Raw genomic sequence first — 19,105 nt, 5'->3', positions numbered from 1 at the left:
CCGTCCTGGCAGCAGCGTGGTCGCGCGCTCCGGTGGCGCCCGCCCGCCCGCCCGGCCGCGTCAGCGGTACGGCACGAACCGCACCGCCGTCCCCGGCACCGCCTGTGCCGCCGCCGCCAGGTCCGCCTCCCGGACGACGGCCACCACCGGATAGCCGCCGGTCGTCGGATGGTCGGCGAGGAACACCACCGGACGGCCGTCCGGCGGCACCTGCACCGCGCCCAGGGGCATGCCCTCACTGGGCAGTTCACCGTCGACGGCCCGCTCCAGGGGCGGGCCCTCCGTGCGCAGTCCGATGCGGTTGCTCGCCGACGAGACCCGCCACGCGCGCGTGGCGAGGGATGCCAGGGCGCCGGGAGTGAACCAGTCGTCACGCGGCCCGAGCCGGACCCGCAGGACGAGCTCGTCCCGCGGGCCCGGCCATGGGGGAGCGTCGACCGACCCCCGTACGGCCGTGGCCGCCCCCAGCGGCAGCACCGCCCCGCCCGCCAGCGGCGCCGGGCCGAGCCCCGACAGCAGGTCGGTGGAGCGGCTGCCGAGCACCGGTTCGACCGCGACGCCGCCGCCGAACCCCACGTACGAGCGCAGCCCGCGCGCCGCCGCGCCCACCTCCAGGAGCTGCCCGGGCCCGACCCGTACGGGAGTGCCCCAGGCGGCGGGCCGGCCGTCCACCGTCACCGGGCAGGGCGCCCCGCCCACCGCTGCCGTCACCGCGCAGCGCGGCCGCACCGCGCACCCGGTGAGCGTGGTCTCCAGGACGGCGGCGCCCTCCGGGTTGCCGAGCAGCCGGTTGAGGAGCCGTACGGCGTCCGGGTCGAGGGCCCCGGAGCGCGGCACGCCCAGGTGCGCGTAGCCCGGACGCCCCAGGTCCTGCACGGTGGTCAGCGCCCCGGCCCGTACGACGGCGAAGGCACGGTCGGTCATCGGCCCGCCACCGTGAAACGCACCCGGGTGCCGGGGGAGAGCAGCGCGGCCGGCTCGCGGGCCGTGTCCCACAGCACCGCGTCCGTCGTGCCGATCAGCTGCCAGCCGCCGGGCGAGGAACGCGGGTACACCCCGGTGTACGGCCCCGCGAGCGCGACCGAGCCGGCCGGGACGGAGGTGCGCGGAGTGGCCCGCCGCGGCACCTCGTACCGTCCGCCGAGCCCCGTGAGATAGCCGAAGCCCGGCGCGAACCCGCAGAAGGCGACCCGGAATCCGGTCTCCGAGTGGATCCGCACCGCCGCCTCCACGGACACCCCCCACAGATCGGCCACGTCGGCGAGGTCGGGCCCGTCGTAGCGCACCGGCACCTCCACCGAGGCCGCCGCGCGCGCGTGCAGCACGGGAACGTCCCAGGAACGCAGCTCGGCCGCGAGCCGGTCCGGAGCCGCCACTCCTTCGAGGAGCACCGTCCTCGCCGCCGGCACGATCTCCCGTACGGCGGGCAGCGCGCCCGCCTCGCGCCGGCGCAGCAGCTCGGCGTGGAAGGCCTCGGTCGCCTCCCCGCTCACCAGCTCGACCAGCAGGCCGCGCTCGCCGACCCGGAACACCTTGCGGGCCCTCATGCGAAGGCCTCCACCCGGACCCCGGCGGACTCCAGCTGCGCCCGCACCCGCCGGGCCAGCTCCACGGCGCCGGGCGTGTCGCCGTGCAGGCACAGCGAGCGGGCCCGGACGGCGACCGAGCGTCCGCAGCGGGCGGTGACCACGCCGAACCGGGCCATGGACAGCGACCGCTCCACCACCTCCGCCGGGTCGGTCACGACGGCGCCCTCCTGCCCCCGTGGCAGCAGGGTGCCGTCGGCCCGGTAGGCACGGTCGCCGAACGCCTCGCCGACGACGGGCAGCCCGGCCTTCACGGCGGCCTCGTGCAGCCGTGACCCGGGCAGTCCGAGAACGGGCAGCCCGTATGCGGCCGGGCCGCCGCCGGATGGTCCGTGCCCGGACAGTCCGGCCGAGGCGAGGAGCACCCCGTCCACGACCGCCGCCGCCTGCTCCTCGTCGCGCACCACGCGGTTGTAGAGCGCGCCGTGCGGCTTGACGTACGCCACCCGGGAGCCGGCGGCGCGGGCGAACACCTCCAGGGCGCCGATCTGGTACGCGACCTCCGCCGCCAGCTCGGCCGGCGGCACGTCCATGGCGCGCCGGCCGAAGCCGGCGAGGTCCCGGTAGGAGACCTGGGCCCCGATCCGTACGTCCCGCTCCGCCGCGAGCTCGCAGACGCGGCGCATGGTCGCCGCGTCCCCCGCGTGGAAGCCGCAGGCCACGTTGGCGCTGGTGACGACCGACAGCAACTGCTCGTCGTCGGTCAGCGTCCAGCGGCCGAAGCCCTCGCCGAGGTCGGCGTTGAGGTCGATCGAGACCCGGGTCATGAGAGGTTTCCTTTCCTTTCCGTGCAGAAGAGCACGATCCCAGCCGCCTCCGGCGTCACACCGGTACGCGGTATTCCGCGTCCCGTACGTCCGTGACCAGCATCCGCCCCGGCGCGTGGGTGAGGGCGTACGGCGGACGTGAGGCCGTCACGGCCGCCTGGGGGGTGACCCCGCAGGCCCAGAACACCGGCACGTCCCCCGGCTCGGCGACCACCGGGTCGCCGAAATCGGGCCGGGAGAGATCCGCGATGCCCAGGGCCGCCGGGTCGCCGGCGTGCACCGGCGCCCCGTGCACGGCGGGCAGCAGTCCGCTGATCCGCCGCGCGGTCGGGACGAGGGCGGCGGGCACCGGCCGCATCGACACCACCATCGGCCCGTGCAGCCGCCCGGCGGGCCGGCAGGGCCGGTCGGTGACGTACATCGACACGTTCCGGCCCTGCTCGATGTGGCGCAGCGGCACCCCCGCGTCGGCGAGGGCCCCCTCGAAGGTGAAGCTGCAGCCGATGAGGAACGACACCAGGTCGCCGCGCCAGTACGGGGTCGCGTCCGCCGGTTCGTCGACCAGCCGCCCGTGCTCCCACACCCGGTAGCGCGGGATGTCGGTGCGCAGATCGGCGTCCGGGGCGAGCCGGGTCCGCCAGGAGCCTGTGTCGGTGACGTCGAGGACCGGGCAGGGCCGGGGGTTGCGGGTGCAGAACAGCAGCACGTCGTACGCCCAGTCCGCGGGCACCGCGATCAGGTTGGCCTGGGTGTGGCCCGGGGCCCAGCCGGCGGTGGGGCCGGTCGCCCCGGCGCGGGCTCGCGCGCGGGCCGTACGCGGGTCGGGCGCGGGGCCGGAGGCGGGTTGGGGCGCGGGCGTCGCGGGGGCGTGCTCGGGGTCGCCGGCGGGGTCGCCGGCGCGGTCTCCGGCCGTCGGGAGGCTCATACGAGTTCCCTCCCCCGGGTCTCGGGCAGGCCGAGCAGGGCGATGACGGCGAGTCCGTAGCCGACGGCGCCGAACACCAGTGCCCCGCCCACGCCCCAGCTGTCGGCGAGGTAGCCGACCAGGGTCGGGAAGAGCGCGCCCACGGCGCGGCCGGTGTTGTAGGTGAAGCCCTGGCCGGTGCCGCGCACGGCCGTCGGATAGAGCTCGGCGAGGAAGGAGCCGAAGCCGCTGAAGATGGCCGACATGCAGAAGCCGAGCGGGAAGCCGAGGACCAGGAGCAGGTCGTTCGCCCCGGCCGGGATGTGGGTGTAGGCGAGCACGGCGAGCGCGGACAGGACCGCGAAGAGCGCGATGTTCTTCTTCCGGCCGAGCCGGTCGGTGAGGTAGCCGCCGGTGAGGTAGCCGATGAAGGCCCCGGAGATCAGGAAGGTGAGGTAGCCGCCGGTGCCGACGACCGTGAGCCCGCGCTCGGTCTTGAGGAAGGTCGGGACCCAGGTGGCGAGCGTGTAGTAGCCGCCCTGGACACCGGTCGACAGGAGCACGGCGAAGAGCGTGGTGCCGAGCAGCGGGCGCTTGAAGACGGCGGTGAACGAGCCGCGGTCGGCGCTCGCGCGGCGCACCTCGGCCGCCTGCGGGGCGTCCTCGACGTTGCGGCGCACGTAGACGATGAGCAGGGCGGGCAGGGCGCCGGTCCAGAACATGATCCGCCACGCGGTGTCGGCGTCGACGAACTGGAAGACCAGCGTGTAGACGATCACGGCGAGCGCCCAGCCGGCCGCCCAGGCGCTCTGGATGCCGCCGAGGGTGCGGCCCCGGTGCCGGGCGGAGGCGTATTCGGCGACCAGGATCGCGCCCACCGCCCACTCGCCGCCGAAGCCGAGGCCCTGAAGGGCGCGGAAGACCATCAGCGTCTCGTAGTTGGGCGCGAAGCCGCACAGGACGGTGAAGAGGGCGTAGGTGGCCACCGTGATCATCAGCGCCCGCACCCGCCCGATCCGGTCGGCGAGGATGCCGGCGAGCGCGCCGCCGAGGGCCGACACCACCAGGGTGACGGTGGTGAGGAGACCGGTCTGTCCCTTGTCGAGGCCGAAGTAGGCGGCGATGGCCACCATGGACAGCGGCAGCGTGAAGAAATCGTACGAATCGAGGGCGTAACCGCCGAAAGCGCCGCCGAAGGCGCGTCGGCCGCGCGGTCCGAGGGCGCGCAGCCACGCGAACGCGCCGGTGTCGTCGGGTCGTTGGTCCCGGGTCTGCTGCTGGGGCTTGGTCGTGCTCATCTGCACCTCGCAGAGGGAGGAGGAGTGAGGAGCGGTGCGGTGTCGTTCAATGTAGGGATTGTTCAACGATCCGACAAGAGACGTGTCGGCTCGTCCTTGTTCCACGCCCCTTCCTGCGATTGACTCGGCCGCGGACGACGGAGGGAACGAGGCACGATGGACGGATTCGGCGAACTGGCCGACGACCGCGCCCTGCTGGGACGTACGAGCACGGCGGAACGGGTCGCCGACATCCTGCGCACCCGGATCGCCGAGGGTTTCTTCCCGCCCGGCACCCGCCTGTCCGAGGAGAGCATCGGCGGCGCCCTCGGGGTGTCCCGCAACACCCTGCGCGAGGCCTTCCGGCTGCTCACCCACGAACGGCTGCTCGTCCACCGGCTCAACCGGGGCGTCTTCGTCCGGGTCCTCGCCGTCGACGACGTCGCCGACATCTACCGCACCCGACGGCTCGTCGAATGCGCCGTCGTGCGCGGGCTCGGGGAGCCGCCGTTCCCGGTCGACGGCCTCGCCGCCGCCGTCGCCGAGGGCGAGCGGGCCGCCCACGCCGAGGACTGGAAGGGCGTCTCGACCGCCAACATCCACTTCCACCGCGAACTCGTCGCCCTGGCCGGCAGCGCCCGCACCGACGAACTGATGCGCGGCGTGCTCGCCGAACTCCGCCTGGCCTTCCACATGGTGGACGACCCGCGGGGGCTCCATGAGCCCTATCTCCTGCGAAACCGGGAGATTCTGGACGTCCTCCGGTCCGGAGAGCGAGACCGCGCCGAGCAGCTCCTCGTCCGCTACCTGGACGACTCCCGCACTCGCATCGTCGACGCGTACGCGAAGGCGGTCGACGAGCCGGAGGCGTGAACGGGCGCCGGGGCGGGCGGGGTCGCGGCCGGAGCGACCGGGGCCGGGCGCGCGGGCTGCGGTCGGGTCGCGGTCGCGGTCGCACAGCGGTCCCACAGTGGTCGCGCAGCGGTCGCATAAGCGCCGTTTCGACCGTTGTCAGTTCGAGGACCTACTCTGTGCACCGTGACTTCGCCTGCCTCGACGGACCTCGCTCCGCCCCAGCTCAGCGCGGGGCCGCGCCCCGCGCAGGGCCCGGCCGCCGACGAAGGGCTCGCGCGGCGGCTCCGCGCGCTCGCGTGCACCGCCCCGCTGCACGATCTGGACGCGCGCAAGGCGAATCTGGCCGGTGAGTACTCGGTCTACGCGATGGCCGAGGTCGCCCTCGCCGCGATCGACCTGGTCACGCTCAACATGGACTTCGACACCGGCGCCGACAGCGAGCAGATAATCGCCCGTCTGCTGCCCCGCGTCGCCGCCCAGGCCCCCGAGCGCCCCGCCGCCGAGCACGAGCGGGTCGCCCGCTGGGTCCTGGAGAACCTGATCAACGTCGGCAGCGTCGACCGCGGCTTCCGCGCGGTCTACGGCACGTTCGGATCCGACGGCGTCTACACCCGCCGTGACTACGACTTCAAGCTCATCGAAGAGGTGCCGGGTTACGGCGGCGGCGTCTACCTCCGTACGACCGACGAAGCCGTCAACGTCCTCGTCGGCGCCCTCGACACGGACGTCACCAGCGCCCAGATCGCCGCCGAGGTCAAGCTGGAGGTCCTCATCAACCGGGGCCGCCTCGCCGACGCCCAGCTCGCCGCGGAGCAGGCCCGCTACCGGACCGTGCAGTACGCGGAGACCCTCCGCAAGACCCTGGAGGCCACCCGGCGCAACGTCCGCGCGGTCGACTGGCTCAACACGGTCCCCGACATGATCGCCGAGGCGCTCGACCACGTCGCCGACCGCTACCGCCACGAGAACGCCATCCTCACCAACATCCGCAAGGCCCGCGACGAGGCGGAGGACCAAGAGCACAAGCGTCGTGCCGCCGAGCTCGTCGACATCGTCAAGGACTGCATCCGCCGGCACACCCAGCTCCAGTCCCGCCTCCTGGAGGCCGGCCCGCTGTTCCGCGCCGAGCAGGACCGCCAGGCCTTCGCCGCGCCCACCGCGTACACCGGACTCGACCTGTATGGACAGCTGGTCGCCCCGGTCCTCCCGCTGCCCGTCGAGCAGGCCATCAAGGTCACCGACGCCTTCTTCGCCCACGGCACCGGGCTGCGCACCCCCGCCTCCGTCCGCGTCGGCGACCTCGTCGAGATGCTCCTCACCCCGCCGGTGGAGCGCCAGCACCTGGGCGCCGAGATGCCCGAACCGGACCTGATCGCCACCCCTGACGACAGCCGGTTCAGCGAGGAGCAGCTGGCGAGCGCCATGGAGCTGCTCGACCTGGAGCACGACGCCCCGCGGCGGCTCTCCGGCCTCCTCGCGGACGCCCGCCGTCGAGACCGCGACCTGCCGTATCTGGTCGCCCTCCTCGCCGTCCACGCCGCCAGCCCGCCGGTCGGCACGGCCTACCGCCAGGGCGAGGAACGCCTCCTCTTCGCCGTCGACGACGGCACCCCCCTCGACGACCCCGAGTTCGGCGGCGCCGACCTCATCGTCGGCACCGCCCTCCTCGACGCGGCCGGCATGGCGGCGGACCGCAAGGAGTCCTCATGACCGCCCTCGGCCCCGCCGACACCGCCCCGGAGGAGCCGCTGTGCTCCGACGCGGCGGACGCGTCACCGACCACCGCCCCCACCGCGCCTGTCTCCGTCGCGCCCACGTGCCCGCACGCCCCCGGCGCCTGTGAGACCTGCGCGGCCGGCGGCTCCCTTCCCGCCGACGCGGCCCCCCTGCCCACCACCCCCGAGGGCGGCGCTCCCCCCACCGCCACGACGGCCCCCGCCCTCCCCGTACCCCGCCCCGCCGAGCCGGAGCCGCCCGCGCCGTCCGAGGCCGCGGGTCCGGCCCCCGCGGCGGCTGTCGCGGCTGAGGCCGCCCTCACGGTGCCCGTCACCGTGCCCGGCGACCCGGCCGGCGCCGAGTCGCCCGTGTCGGCGCCTTCCGACGCGCCGGACGAGGCCGGCGAGGCCCCCGCCGCGGATGCCGCACCGATCATCACCACCGACGACCGCCCGTCCGGCGCCGAGCCACCCGTGTCGGCGCCTTCCGACGCGCCGGACGCGCCCGGCGCGGCCCGCCCGGCCGGTGGCGCGGCCGAGGGCGACGCCCCCCTCGCCTCTGGCGGCACCCCCGCCCCCGCCCCGCGCCTGCGGGTGACGCGTGTCGCCGTGGAGCGGCCCGCCGTCGTCGGGACGGAGCCGACGGGGGACGGGCCGCGGGTGGAGGCCGTGGTCGTGGGGACGGCGAGCGGTCCGGTGGCGCGGCCGTTCGTGCGGGCCGTGCCGCTGCCGCGCGGGGAGCGGGCCGGCGAGGAGCCGGTGGCCGCGCCGCCGCCCGTCACCGTCACGCCCGTACGCCTTCCCCTGCCCGAACCCACCCAGCGTCCCGAGGAGCCCCAGCCGTGAGCGAACACCACGTCGAGCACAACGACGCGTGGAGCGAGCCGGAGGCCCCCAGGACCCCCGCCGCGCCCACGGCGCTGACGCCCGCCGACGCGGCCGACGCCGCCCGGCTCGTCTCCTTCGGTCTGCAGCCCAAGCTGCTGCCCGCCCGTGACGCCGAATACGCCGAGCTGCTGCGCCGCTACCGCGAGGACTCCTCCTTCGCGCGGCTCGCCGACGCCGTCGCCACCGGCCTCGGCCTCGTCGTCCTGGAGGTCTCCCCGCGCGCCGGCATGGCCGTCACCGCGGGCGAGGACTCCGTCTTCGCCGTCCGCATGGGCGACTACGCCCGCCGTGCCTCCACCGACTCCGCCGACCGGTTCCTGCACGGCCTCGCCCACCTCGCCGTCGCCGCCATGGCCTTCCCCCGCCCCGAGGACCTCGCCGACGACGGCTACATCGGCCGGCTCACCGTCAACGGCGTCGACGCCTTCGTGCGACAGGCCTGCCGCCGCCTGGAGGAGCGCGCCGAGCAGCAGGGCGAGAACACCGACCCCGAGACCGACGCCCCCGGCCTGGAGGCCGCCTGGCGGATCTACGCCCGCCGCAGCGCCACCGGTGCCACCAAGGACGCCCGCCGCCTGGCCGGCTCCACCACCGGCATCGTCGGCAAGGCCGTCGCCTTCCTCACCGACTCCGGCTTCCTCCAGCGCACCGGCGACGAGTCCGGCGGCTCCTACCGCACCACCGCCCGCTACCAGCTCCAGGTCCGCGACATGGCCGGCAGCGCCGCCCTCGCCGAGCTCCTCGACCTCGGCATCGTCCCCGTCAGCGACGGCACCGCGACGCTCCTGCCGCCGCCCGAGGGCGACGACCTGGAGATCGCCGCCGACGCGGGCCTGCCCTTCCACGCGTAACCGCCCGACCGTCCCCCACCGTCCCGCGTCACCGCCCGACGCGACCGACCGCCCCGACCTACCGTCACGACCGACCGACCGTCCCGACCGAGTACGACAAGCACGAGAGTCCGCCGCATGTACGAGCTGTCCCGGGTCCGCCTCTACTCCATCGGCCCGGCCGGTGCCCGCTACGCCGACACCGTCCTGGACCTGCGCGGAGTCGGCGCGCCCGTGCCCCACCCCGCGCCCACCCAGGCGGAGTTCTTCGAGGACGAGCCGGTCGGCCCGCCGCGCCGCCCCGCCCCCGCGGGCGTGCTCTTCCTGGAGAACGGCGGCGGCAAGTCCGTCCTCCTCAAGCTGATCTTCTCGGTCATGCTTCCCGGCCACCGCAACACCCTCGGCGGCGCCAGCTCCGGCGTGCTCCGCAAGTTCCTCCTCGCCGACGACTGCGGTCACGTCGCCCTGGAGTGGCAGCACACCCTCACCGGCGAACTCGTCGTCGTCGGCAAGGCCAGCGAGTGGCGCGGCCGCCAGGTCTCCAACGACCCCCGCAAGTTCGCCGAGGCCTGGTACTCCTTCCGACCCGGCCCGGGGCTCAGCCTCGACAACCTGCCGGTCGCCGAGGCCACCTCCGTCCGCCCGGCCGCCGAGGGCACCTCCGGCGCCACCGGCCGCCGCCGCACCATGAAGGGCTTCCGCGACGCCCTCACCGAGGCGGGCAAGGCCTATCCGCACCTGGAGGTCTACTGGGAGGAGATCCACGACCGCTGGAACGAGCACCTCGGCGACCTCGGCCTCGACCCCGAACTCTTCCGCTACCAGCGCGAGATGAACGCCGACGAGGGCGAGGCCGCCGGCCTCTTCGCGGTCAAGAAGGACTCCGACTTCACGGATCTCCTGCTGCGCGCCGTCACCGACACCCGCGACACCGACGGCCTCGCCGACCTGGTGAGCGGATTCGGCAACAAACTGGGCCGCCGCGCCGAGCTCACCGCCGAACGGGACTTCACCGCCGGCTCCGTCGACCTCCTCACCCGCATCGTCGAGGCCGCCGACACCCGCGCCCGCGCCCGCGACGTGCACGCCGGCGCCGAGCGCCGCACCCGCACCCTCGCCCGCCGGCTCTCCGCCCGCGCCGCCGAGGAGCGCGGCCGGGCCGCCGAGCTCGCCCAGCAGGTCACCTCCGCCGCCCACGCCGTCTCCGAGGCCGAGACCGCGCGCGGCCGCAGCGCCCTCGTCGCCGCCGAACTCGCGTACCGGCACGCCTCCCTGGCGTTGACCGCCGCCGAGAAGGGCGCCGCCTCCCAGCGCCGCGAGCTCACCGACGCCCGCACCCTGCACGCCGCGTGGCAGGCCGCCGAGTCCGTGCTCCGCCACCGCGCCGCGAGCGACCGCTCCGCGCGCGTCGCCGCCGCCATCCGCGAGGCCGAGCGGGACGCCGCCCCGGCGCTCGCCGCCCGCGCCAAGGCCGCCGCCGATCTCGTACGGGCCCTGGCCGCCGCCGCCGAGGAGGGCGAGCGGCAGGCCGCCGAGGAGGAGGAGCGCTCCGCCGCCCTACAGGAGGCCGGCGAGACCGCCCACCGCGATGCCACCGCAGCCGCCACCGAGGCCCAGCGCGCCCGCAGCGAGGCCGGCCACCTGCGCCAGCGCCTCGCCGAGGTCGAGCAGGAGACCGCCGAGGCGGTACGGGCCGGCTGGCTCGACGACACCGCGCCCGACGCCGACCCGGCCCGCGCCGCCCTCGCCGCCAGCGACGCCGAGAAGACCACGGTCGCCGCGTGGGACGCGGCCCGCGAGGCCGCCCGCACGACCGCCGAACGCGCCCGCGAGGCCGCCGCCGCCGAATCCCGCGCCGAACTCGCCGCCGCCCGTGCCTCCGACGCGGCCGAGGCCGCCGAGCACGCCTACGACGCCGAGCGCCGCGCCGCCGAGTCGCTGGCCGCCGAGGAGCGCCTGGCCGAGCTGCTGAGCCTGCCCGGCGCCGGGCAGGGCGCGGGCTCCCCGCTGCCGGGACAGCGCACCGGCGCCCCGGACACCGCCTCCGCGTCCGGCGCCCGCCGTACCGGCGGTCTCCGGGAGGACGGCCACACGGACCGCGACGGCACCGCGGCAGGCGACCCCGGCACCGCCGCCTCGGGCCCGGACGGCGACCCGGTCGCCACCGAGGGCCGCGCCGCCGGAGCCTCCCCGGACCGCCCCGGAGGGCCCGGAACCGCCGTCCCCGGTGCCGCCTTCGGCCCCGCCGCGACCGGCGCCGCCGACGGCCCGCTGACCGTCACCGACTTCGACCGGTACGCCGACGACCTGCGCGCCCTGCTCGACCAGTCCATCGCCTCCGCCGAGCGCCAGCTCTTCGACCTGCGCACGGCCGCCGCCGACGACAACCGCATCCTCGGCGCCCTCGGCGACGGCGGTCTGCTGCCGCCCGGCCCCGACGTCCTCGCCACCGTCGAGTACCTCGGCGAGCACGGCATCCCCGCCCTCCCCGGCTGGCGCTACCTCGCCCAGGCCGTCGACCCCGCCGACCACGCCGCCGTCCTCGCCGCCCGCCCCGAGCTGGTCGACGGAGTCGTGATCACCGACCCCGTCTCGTACGGCCGGGCCCGTGAGGTGCTGAGCGGCGCCGCCCTGCTGCCCCGCTCCACCGTCGCCGTCGGCACCGCCGCCGCCCTCCTCGCACCCGTGCCCGCGCCCGACTCCGGCCAGGACGGGGACGTCTTCCTCGTGCCGCCGAACCCGGCGATGCACGACGAGCACGCCGCCGACGAGGAGCGTCAGGCGCTGCGCGCCCGCGCCGCCGCCCGCGACGAGGAGATCCGCTCCCTCGCCGCCCGGCTCGCCGGCGACCGCTCCCTGGCCGCCCGGATCGGTGCCTGGCGCGCCGACTGCCCGCCCGGCATGCTGACCGAGCTGGCCGCCGCGGCGGCCTCCGCCCGCACCGCCGCCGAGGCCGCGACCGCCGCCCTCGCCGAGGCCCGCACCGTACGGGCGGAGGCCGAGGAGGCCGCCGCCGACGCCGCCCGGGTGCGAGACGAGCGCCAGGAAGCCGCCCAGCGCGCCCGCCGCGTCGCCGACGCGCTCGCCGGCCTCGCCTTCCGGCTGCGCGAGCGGTCCGCCTGGCAGGCCAAGCTGCGCGAGCTCGCCGACGACGCCGCCGAGTGCGAGGCCCGCGCCCAGACCTGCCTGGAGCGGGCCCGCGCCGCCGACGAGGACCGTCGTGCCGCCCAGCGCGCCGCCGACGACGCCCACCGCACCGCCCGCGCGCTGCGCGCCGAGCGCGCCGAGATCGCCGGCGCTCCGGAGAACCTGCCCGAGGAGGACGCCGACGCGCCGCGCGTCGCGCTCCCCACCCTCCGCGAGGCCTACCGCGCCGCCTCCCAGGTGTACGAGAAGGTCGGCGTCGGCGCCGACCTGCGCGCCGAGCAGGCCCGCGCGGAGAGCGACGAGTCCGCGGCCCTCGCCGAGCTCGACCGGCTCACCAACAAGGTCCGCACCCGCGCCGAACAGCTCCTCGAGTCCACCGACGGCGCCGACGGCCCCTCCCGCCAGGCCGCCGCGGCCCGCGCCGAGGCCCTCGTGCAGAAGCTGGAGACGCGCGCCTCCGAGGCCAGCGAGAAGCTCGGCCGGCTGCGCGGCGAGGCCGAGCGGCTCGCCCCCGAGGACGGCGAGGAGCACACCGAGCTGCCCGAGGAGCTGATCCCGGCCGACGCCGAGCACGCCCAGGTCCTGCTCCGTACGGCCACCACCGAACTCGCCGCCCGCACCGACGCGCTGGAGGCGGCGCGCGCGGCCCACGCCGGACTGCTCCACGCCCACCGGGCCGCCGAGGACGCCGCCGGCGGCTTCGACGAGACCGCGGCGCTCCTGCGCGACCTGCTGCGCGACCACGCGGAGGACGAGCAGGGAGAGCCCGAGCCGTATCCCGGACCGCTGGCGGAGGCCCGCGACTCGGCGACGGAGGCCCGCCGTTCGCTGCGCGCCTGCGCCGCCGAGCTGTCCGCCGCCGACGCCGCCGTCCGCGAGGCCGGTGACATCCTCGTACGGCACGCCAACTCGACCCGATTCGAGCAGGTGCGCACCCCGGCCCGCCAGCAGATCCGCGAACTGCCCGCGGCCGCGCTGCCGGAGCACGCGGCGAAGTGGGCCGAGGCCTTCGCGCCGCGCCTGCGCGTGCTCACCGACGAGCTGGCCCAGCTGGAGCGCAACCGCGACTCGATCGTGGACCGGCTGCGCGGCCTGGTGGAGTCCGCGCTCGCCACCCTGCGCTCCGCCCAGCGGCTCTCCCGGCTGCCCGAGGGCCTGGGGGAGTGGTCGGGCCAGGAGTTCCTGCGCATCCGCTTCGAGGAGCCCGACCAGGCGACGCTGACCGAGCGTCTCGGCGAGGTGATCGACGAGGCCACCCGCGCCGCCGTCCGGAAGAACTCCGACCTGCGCCGGGACGGCATGTCCCTGCTGCTGCGCGGGGTCCAGGCGGCGCTCGAACCGCGCGGTGTCGCCGTCGAGATCCTCAAGCCGGACGCGGTGCTGCGCGCCGAGCGCGTGCCGGTCGGGCAGATGGGCGACGTCTTCTCCGGCGGCCAGCTGCTCACCGCCGCCATCGCCCTCTACTGCACGATGGCCGCGCTCCGCTCCAACGACCGGGGCCGCGACAAGCACCGCCACGCGGGCACCCTGTTCCTGGACAACCCCATCGGCCGCGCCAACGCCACCTATCTGCTGGAGCTCCAGCGGGCGGTGTCGGACGCGCTCGGCGTGCAGCTGCTGTACACCACGGGCCTGTTCGACACGACGGCTCTCGCCGAGTTCCCGCTGGTGATCCGGCTGCGCAACGACGCCGACCTGCGGGCGGGCCTGAAGTACATCAGCGTGGAGGAGCACCTGCGCCCGGGCCTGCCCCAGCCGAGCGCGGAGGGCGAGACCATCCACGGCGAGATCACGGCGACCCGGATGTTCCGCCGTACTCCCGACCCCGCCGCGGCCCCGGCCGCGGGCCCCGCGCCCGCCTCCGTGGCGGAGTAGCCGGAAGCGGTCATGAGGAAGGCGTTCGGCCCGGCCCCAGTCGTGGGGCCGGGCCGAACGCCCTCCTCGTCGCTCAGGCGGCCTCGGACAGGGCCGCCGGCTCCTCATGGCGCCGCTCGCGCCGCAGCTTGCGGGCCGTGCTGCTCGGCTCCGACACGACGCCGTTGCGCTGTCGCCACACCTGGCGCGTGACCCACACGTCGAGCACGCTCCAGGTCGCCACCACGGTGCTGCCCACCGCCATGACCGTCACCGGGAACGCCAGCCACGATCCGGCGATCGAGCAGAAGAAGGCGACCATCGCCTGAATCAGCGTCACCGAAGTGATCAGAACGGCTCGCACGGCGGCCGCCCGCACCGGATCGGGCATCCGGCGACGGCCCTTCTCGTCCTCCACCCACAACTGCCGCACCGGCCGCGCCTCGTGTTCCATCGCGCTCGTCACTCCCCACCAACGATGTCTCCGGGGAAGCTGCTGCCCGTCTTGCGCCGCTTTACGCGGACACAACCCTCCCCGGTACAGAATGACGTACGAGAGAGGGCAAAGGTTTCGCCGGGCCCCCTCCCCGGCCATCAGACGATCGCAGCGGAACAAACAGTTCCAGCCATCATGGGGAAGGCGGAACCTGGCGGCTCCCGCGGTGTCCCGCAAGGTGTCCTGCGCCACAGTGGCGGAACCCAACTACCCGAATACCGGGACATCTCATGATCAACACTCACTCGACCGGCTGAAAATCGCCCGGACGCGTCTTCGAGATGGCTGTGATGCAGTAGTAGGCTCGCGCCGCCGTTTGTTGAAACTGAAGGTTGACGCCGCGTGTTGACGCCGGGCGTGACGACATGACGATGTGAACGACCTCCGTGGCCGCGGAGGCCGAGCTGGGGGAGGCCATGCGCTTTCGCGGGAAGTCCATCCGCAGGAAGATCGTGGCGTTGCTCCTGGTGCCGCTCGTCTCCCTCACCTGCCTGTGGGGCTTCGCGACGGTCCTCACCGGTCGCGAGGCCCGCCAACTCCTCGACGTCGCCTACATCGTCGACAAGGTCGGCTACCCCATCGAGGACACCGTCCGCGTCATCCAGAAGGAACGCCGCCAGTCCCTCGTCTACCTCGCCGACCCCCGCGCCGTCGACGCCATGACCGAGCTGCGCGTGCAACGCGAGGCCACCGACCGCCAGATCGCCCTGATCCGGCGCAACGCGACCGACCCCGGTGTACGCGGCGAGATGAGCCCCGTCACCGCCCAGCGGCTCACCTCCGTCCTCGACGCCCTCGACGGCCTCTCCTCGCTGCGCCGCTCCGTGGAGAACCGCAGCATCGGCCGCATGCAGGCCCTCGACTTCTACAGCCGGCTCGTCGACCCCTGCTACAGCTTCCTCCTGACCCTCCACGCCCTGGAGAACGTCGAGATGGACAAGCAGGGCCGCGCCCTCGTCGGCGTCACCCGCGCCCGCGAACTCCTCTCCCGCCAGGACGCCCTCGTCGTCTCCGCGCTCATCGCCGAGCGCATCACCACCGAGGAGATCCGCGCCGTCACCGACCTCGTCGCCGGCCGGAAGTTCTTCTACCAGACCAATCTGGAGATCCTGCCGGGGGCCGAACGCCAGCGCTTCGAGCAGTACTGGAACGGCCCCGAGACCGCGCCCCTGCGCAAGGCGGAGGAGTCGATCATCGCCGCGGGAGCCACCGACGACCCCCGGGCCGTCACCGCCGACCGGTGGCAGGAGCACACCGCCCCCGTCCTCGACGACCTCGCCCGTGAGAACACCGCGGCGGGCGACCGCTACCAGGACCGCGTCCAGCCCGCCGCGTACAGCGTGCTGCTCAAGGCGGGCGTCGCCGGCGTCCTCGGCTTCGTCGCCCTCCTCGTCTCCGTCGTCGTCTCCGTCCGCATCGGCCGCGACCTCGTCCGCGACCTGCGCCTGCTCCGCAAGGAGGCCCAGGAGGTCTCCGGCGTCCGCCTGCCCAGCGTCATGCGACGGCTCGCCGCCGGCGAACACGTCGACATCGAGACCGAGGTGCCGCACCTGCGCTACGCCGAGGACGAGGTCGGCCAGGTCGGCCAGGCCCTCAACACCCTCCAGCGCGCCGCCGTCGAGGCCGCCGTCAAGCAGGCCGACATGCGCCGCGGCGTCGCCGAGGTCTTCGTCAACCTCGCCCGCCGCAACCAGGTCCTGCTGCACCGCCAGCTCACCCTCCTCGACACCATGGAGCGCCGCACCGAGGACACCGACGAGCTCGCCGACCTGTTCCGTCTTGACCACCTCACCACCCGAATGCGCCGGCACGCCGAGGGCCTGGTGATCCTCTCCGGCGCCGCCCCCTCCCGTCAGTGGCGCAAGCCCGTCCAGCTCATGGACGTCGTCCGCGCCGCCGTCGCCGAGGTCGAGGACTACGAGCGCATCGAGGTCCGCCGGCTGCCCCGGCTCGGCGTCGGCGGCCCCGCCGTCGCCGACCTCACCCACCTCATCGCCGAACTCCTCGAGAACGCCACCGTGTTCTCGCCGCCGCACACCGCCGTCCAGGTGCTCGGCGAGCGCGTCGCCAACGGCTTCACCCTGGAGATCCACGACCGCGGCCTCGGCATGAACCCCGACGCACTGCTCGACGCCAACCTGCGCCTCGCCGAGACCCCCGAGTTCGAGCTCTCCGACACCGACCGCCTCGGCCTCTTCGTGGTCAGCCGCCTCGCCCAGCGCCAGAACGTCCGCGTCTCGCTCCAGCCCTCCCCGTACGGAGGCACCACCGCGGTCGTCTTCATCCCGGCCGCGCTGCTCACCGACGCCCCCGAGACCCAGGGCGCCGGCTTCCGGCTCGACCGCAAGAGCCTGGACCGCACGACCCCCGACCGCAAGGACACCGCCGGCCCCGCGAGCCTGACGGGCGGCCGGCCCGCCCTCACCAAGGTGCGCGACGCGGCCCTCGACGGCCCCGTCGAGCTGGAGGCCCCGCTCGGCGCCGACGGCCTCGACGACCTCCTCGGCGGGGCCGACCTCCTCGACACCGAGAGCGAGCGGGGCGGCCTGTTCCGGGCCCGCGAGCACCGCCGCCGCGGCGACCAGCACCAGCACCAGAAGCCGGGCCAGAAGCAGGGCCGGCACCAGCAGAGCGCGGACCGCCCCGGCGTCCATGCCGACGACGACACGCCCGCCGGGCCCGTCCCGCTGCCGCGCCGCCGCCCGCCGACGCTCGTCGTCGACCACGGCCGGCGCCTCGACGAGCCGGGCCGCACCCGCCCGGCAGGCCGCCCGGCCGACAAGGACGGCGTGAACGGTACGGACGGGGTGACCTGGGTGACCGGGGTCAACGGCACGAACGGCGAGGACCGTTCCCGCCGGGGGGCCACGGGCTCCTCCGGGGCGACGGGCTCGTCGGGCTCGTCCGGCATCCCGGGCTCCTCGGGCGCCTCCGGCTCCCGCACCGACGACACGATGGAGCTGGCCCGGGTACGCCCCGCGCCCACCCTCGTCCCCGTACCGCAGGAGAGCCCCGCCCCGTTCGGCGGGCTGCCCCGCCGCGTCCGCCAGGCCAGCCTCGCGCCCCAGCTGCGCGCCGACGACCGAGCCACGGCCGGGCGGGACGGCGACCGGAAGGGCACCACGGCCGGCTCCGGCACCGGCCCCGCCGCCGAACCCGACTCCTTCGAGCGCGACGCCGAGGAGGTGCGCAGCCGCATGGCCTCGATGCAGCGCGGCTGGCAGCGCGGCCGCCGGCAGAACGCCGAAACGACAGCACCAGGAACGACACCCGAGGGGGACGGTCGATGACCGCACCGAACGCCGCAGCAGCCCACAGCTCCGCACACGGCAACGGGGAGCTGAACTGGCTCCTCGACGAACTCGTCCAGCGCGTCGGCTCCATCCGCAAGGCCCTGGTGCTCTCCAGCGACGGCCTGCCCACCGGCGCCTCGCAGGACCTCTCCCGCGAGGACGGCGAGCACCTCGCCGCCGTCGCCTCCGGCTTCCACAGCCTCGCCAAGGGCGTGGGCCGCCACTTCGAGGCGGGCAGGGTCCGGCAGACCGTCGTCGAGCTGGAGGACGCCTTCCTCTTCGTCACCGCCGCCGGTGACGGCAGCTGCCTGGCCGTCCTCGCCGACGCCGACTCGGACGTCGGCCAGGTCGCGTACGAGATGACCCTCATGGTCAAGCGGGTCGGCGCGCACCTCGCCACGGCGCCCCGGACCGGGCTGCCGACCGGGGGATGAGTGAGGGGGACGGGGATGAGTGACGCAGACCGGACCGGCGGCCGGACCGAAGCCGCCCACGAGGAGGCGCCCGGCCACTGGTTCGACGACGAGGCGGGCCCGGTGGTCCGCCCGTACGCGATGACCCGCGGCCGCACCAGCACCGCGACCCGCCACCGGCTCGACCTCATCGCGGTGGTGGTGCCCGAACCGGCCGCCGACGACCCCGGCCGCGACCAGACACTGTCCCCCGAACACGTGGAGATCGTCGAACGCTGCTCCGAGCAGCCGCAGTCGATCGCCGAGCTCGCCGCGGGCCTCGACCTCCCCGTAGGGGTGGTACGGGTCCTCGTCGGCGACCTCGTCGAGGACGAGCTCGTGCACGTGACCCGCCCCGTTCCGCCGGCCGAGCTGCCGGACGTGAGCATCCTTCGCGAGGTGATCAATGGCCTTCGGGCGCTCTAGCTCCAGCCGCAGGCAGCAGCCGCCGGTCGAACCGGTGACGCTGAAGATCCTGGTGGCGGGTGGCTTCGGAGTCGGCAAGACCACGCTGGTGGGCGCGGTCAGCGAGATCCGTCCGCTGCGGACCGAGGAGATCCTCAGCGAGGCGGGCCGGCCGGTGGACGACCTGCACGGCGTCGAGGCCAAGGCGACCACCACGGTCGCCATGGACTTCGGCCGGATCACCCTGCGTGAGGACCTCGTCCTCTACCTCTTCGGCACGCCCGGCCAGGACCGCTTCTGGTTCCTGTGGGACGAGCTCGCCCAGGGCGCGCTCGGCGCGGTCGTGCTGGCCGACACCCGGCGCCTGGAGGACAGCTTCGCCGCCATCGACTACTTCGAGCGGCGTGGCATCCCCTTCACGGTCGCCGTCAACTGCTTCGAGGGCGCCCGCCGCTTCCCGCCCGAGACGGTCCGGGGCGCGCTCGACCTCGATCCCGAGGTCGAGCTCCTGATGTGCGACGCGCGTGACCGCGAGTCGGTCAAGAACGTCCTTGTCGCGGTCGTCGAACACGCCCTGGTCCTCGCGGACGGCCCGGCCGCCCTGACGACCTGAGCCCGCGCCCGCCCCGGCGGCCT

The 19,105-nt window shown here is 75.2% G+C and carries 15 protein-coding genes; 9 read left to right on the top strand and 6 right to left on the bottom strand.

What is annotated here, in order from left to right; all coding sequences use genetic code 11:
• Nucleotides 1-60: 60 nt before the first annotated feature.
• From ACFY7C_RS31340 to ACFY7C_RS31320, 5 genes are read right to left on the bottom strand one after another with little or no spacing between them, the layout of a single operon-like run.
• Nucleotides 61-924 (bottom strand): biotin-dependent carboxyltransferase family protein, encoded by an 864-nt coding sequence (locus tag ACFY7C_RS31340; RefSeq protein ID WP_389657057.1) that lies wholly within the window; start codon nucleotides 922-924, stop codon nucleotides 61-63.
• Nucleotides 921-1,547 (bottom strand): allophanate hydrolase subunit 1, encoded by a 627-nt coding sequence (locus ACFY7C_RS31335; protein WP_389657054.1) that lies wholly within the window; start codon nucleotides 1,545-1,547, stop codon nucleotides 921-923. Before ACFY7C_RS31335 ends, ACFY7C_RS31340 begins: the two co-directional genes overlap by 4 nt.
• Complete coding sequence (locus ACFY7C_RS31330) at nucleotides 1,544-2,353, bottom strand: LamB/YcsF family protein (RefSeq protein WP_389657051.1); 810 nt, start codon at nucleotides 2,351-2,353, stop codon at nucleotides 1,544-1,546. The genes ACFY7C_RS31335 and ACFY7C_RS31330 overlap by 4 nt, the downstream gene beginning before the upstream one ends.
• 55 nt (nucleotides 2,354-2,408) lie before the next feature.
• Nucleotides 2,409-3,278 (bottom strand): putative hydro-lyase, encoded by an 870-nt coding sequence (locus tag ACFY7C_RS31325; RefSeq protein ID WP_389657048.1) that lies wholly within the window; start codon nucleotides 3,276-3,278, stop codon nucleotides 2,409-2,411.
• A complete protein-coding gene (locus ACFY7C_RS31320; protein WP_389657045.1) occupies nucleotides 3,275-4,555 on the bottom strand; it encodes an MFS transporter in 1,281 nt (426 codons plus the stop codon). The genes ACFY7C_RS31325 and ACFY7C_RS31320 overlap by 4 nt, the downstream gene beginning before the upstream one ends.
• Before the next feature lie 156 nt (nucleotides 4,556-4,711).
• Between ACFY7C_RS31320 and ACFY7C_RS31315 the strand changes: the two genes are divergently transcribed.
• From ACFY7C_RS31315 to ACFY7C_RS31295, 5 genes are all read left to right on the top strand, one after another.
• Complete coding sequence (locus ACFY7C_RS31315; protein ID WP_389657042.1) at nucleotides 4,712-5,407, top strand: GntR family transcriptional regulator; 696 nt, start codon at nucleotides 4,712-4,714, stop codon at nucleotides 5,405-5,407.
• A gap of 165 nt (nucleotides 5,408-5,572) precedes the next feature.
• Nucleotides 5,573-7,099 (top strand): hypothetical protein, encoded by a 1,527-nt coding sequence (locus ACFY7C_RS31310; protein ID WP_389657040.1) that lies wholly within the window; start codon nucleotides 5,573-5,575, stop codon nucleotides 7,097-7,099.
• Nucleotides 7,096-7,950 (top strand): hypothetical protein, encoded by an 855-nt coding sequence (locus ACFY7C_RS31305; protein ID WP_389657037.1) that lies wholly within the window; start codon nucleotides 7,096-7,098, stop codon nucleotides 7,948-7,950. Before ACFY7C_RS31310 ends, ACFY7C_RS31305 begins: the two co-directional genes overlap by 4 nt.
• Nucleotides 7,947-8,843 (top strand): hypothetical protein, encoded by an 897-nt coding sequence (locus ACFY7C_RS31300; protein WP_389657034.1) that lies wholly within the window; start codon nucleotides 7,947-7,949, stop codon nucleotides 8,841-8,843. The genes ACFY7C_RS31305 and ACFY7C_RS31300 overlap by 4 nt, the downstream gene beginning before the upstream one ends.
• A gap of 117 nt (nucleotides 8,844-8,960) precedes the next feature.
• Nucleotides 8,961-13,844: a hypothetical protein gene (locus tag ACFY7C_RS31295; RefSeq protein WP_389657031.1), complete on the top strand. Its 4,884-nt coding sequence runs from the start codon at nucleotides 8,961-8,963 to the stop codon at nucleotides 13,842-13,844.
• 73 nt (nucleotides 13,845-13,917) lie between these two features.
• On the opposite strand, the gene ACFY7C_RS31290 is transcribed toward ACFY7C_RS31295, so the two are convergent.
• Entirely contained in the window at nucleotides 13,918-14,277 is a 360-nt protein-coding gene (locus ACFY7C_RS31290; protein ID WP_389657028.1) for a hypothetical protein, read from the bottom strand.
• Between the two features lie 458 nt (nucleotides 14,278-14,735).
• Between ACFY7C_RS31290 and ACFY7C_RS31285 the strand changes: the two genes are divergently transcribed.
• The 4 genes from ACFY7C_RS31285 to ACFY7C_RS31270 are packed head-to-tail and all read left to right on the top strand — an operon-like array spanning nucleotide 14,736 to nucleotide 19,082.
• Complete coding sequence (locus ACFY7C_RS31285) at nucleotides 14,736-17,609, top strand: nitrate- and nitrite sensing domain-containing protein (RefSeq protein ID WP_389657025.1); 2,874 nt, start codon at nucleotides 14,736-14,738, stop codon at nucleotides 17,607-17,609.
• The gene (locus tag ACFY7C_RS31280; protein WP_389657022.1) at nucleotides 17,606-18,046 is read left to right on the top strand and encodes a roadblock/LC7 domain-containing protein; all 441 of its coding nucleotides are present in this window, start codon (nucleotides 17,606-17,608) and stop codon (nucleotides 18,044-18,046) included. Before ACFY7C_RS31285 ends, ACFY7C_RS31280 begins: the two co-directional genes overlap by 4 nt.
• A gap of 15 nt (nucleotides 18,047-18,061) precedes the next feature.
• The gene (locus ACFY7C_RS31275; protein WP_389657019.1) at nucleotides 18,062-18,490 is read left to right on the top strand and encodes a DUF742 domain-containing protein; all 429 of its coding nucleotides are present in this window, start codon (nucleotides 18,062-18,064) and stop codon (nucleotides 18,488-18,490) included.
• Nucleotides 18,471-19,082 (top strand): ATP/GTP-binding protein, encoded by a 612-nt coding sequence (locus tag ACFY7C_RS31270; protein ID WP_389657016.1) that lies wholly within the window; start codon nucleotides 18,471-18,473, stop codon nucleotides 19,080-19,082. The genes ACFY7C_RS31275 and ACFY7C_RS31270 overlap by 20 nt, the downstream gene beginning before the upstream one ends.
• Nucleotides 19,083-19,105 lie beyond the last annotated feature (23 nt).

This window comes from Streptomyces sp. NPDC012769, assembly GCF_042901205.1.
GTDB lineage: Bacteria > Actinomycetota > Actinomycetes > Streptomycetales > Streptomycetaceae > Streptomyces.
The sequence above is the reverse complement of the archived record's forward strand: the minus strand, read 5'-3'. Positions and strand labels throughout refer to the sequence as shown.

Bases quoted from the DNA above. Each gene is read 5' to 3' on its own strand.
- ACFY7C_RS31340 (WP_389657057.1), bottom strand. From the start codon at position 924: ATGACCGACCGTGCCTTCGCCGTCGTACGGGCCGGGGCGCTGACCACC.
- ACFY7C_RS31335 (WP_389657054.1), bottom strand. From the start codon at position 1,547: ATGAGGGCCCGCAAGGTGTTCCGGGTCGGCGAGCGCGGCCTGCTGGTC.
- ACFY7C_RS31330 (WP_389657051.1), bottom strand. From the start codon at position 2,353: ATGACCCGGGTCTCGATCGACCTCAACGCCGACCTCGGCGAGGGCTTC.
- ACFY7C_RS31325 (WP_389657048.1), bottom strand. From the start codon at position 3,278: ATGAGCCTCCCGACGGCCGGAGACCGCGCCGGCGACCCCGCCGGCGAC.
- ACFY7C_RS31320 (WP_389657045.1), bottom strand. From the start codon at position 4,555: ATGAGCACGACCAAGCCCCAGCAGCAGACCCGGGACCAACGACCCGAC.
- ACFY7C_RS31315 (WP_389657042.1), top strand. From the start codon at position 4,712: ATGGACGGATTCGGCGAACTGGCCGACGACCGCGCCCTGCTGGGACGT.
- ACFY7C_RS31305 (WP_389657037.1), top strand. From the start codon at position 7,096: ATGACCGCCCTCGGCCCCGCCGACACCGCCCCGGAGGAGCCGCTGTGC.
- ACFY7C_RS31295 (WP_389657031.1), top strand. From the start codon at position 8,961: ATGTACGAGCTGTCCCGGGTCCGCCTCTACTCCATCGGCCCGGCCGGT.
- ACFY7C_RS31290 (WP_389657028.1), bottom strand. From the start codon at position 14,277: ATGGAACACGAGGCGCGGCCGGTGCGGCAGTTGTGGGTGGAGGACGAG.
- ACFY7C_RS31285 (WP_389657025.1), top strand. From the start codon at position 14,736: ATGCGCTTTCGCGGGAAGTCCATCCGCAGGAAGATCGTGGCGTTGCTC.
- ACFY7C_RS31280 (WP_389657022.1), top strand. From the start codon at position 17,606: ATGACCGCACCGAACGCCGCAGCAGCCCACAGCTCCGCACACGGCAAC.
- ACFY7C_RS31275 (WP_389657019.1), top strand. From the start codon at position 18,062: ATGAGTGACGCAGACCGGACCGGCGGCCGGACCGAAGCCGCCCACGAG.
- ACFY7C_RS31270 (WP_389657016.1), top strand. From the start codon at position 18,471: ATGGCCTTCGGGCGCTCTAGCTCCAGCCGCAGGCAGCAGCCGCCGGTC.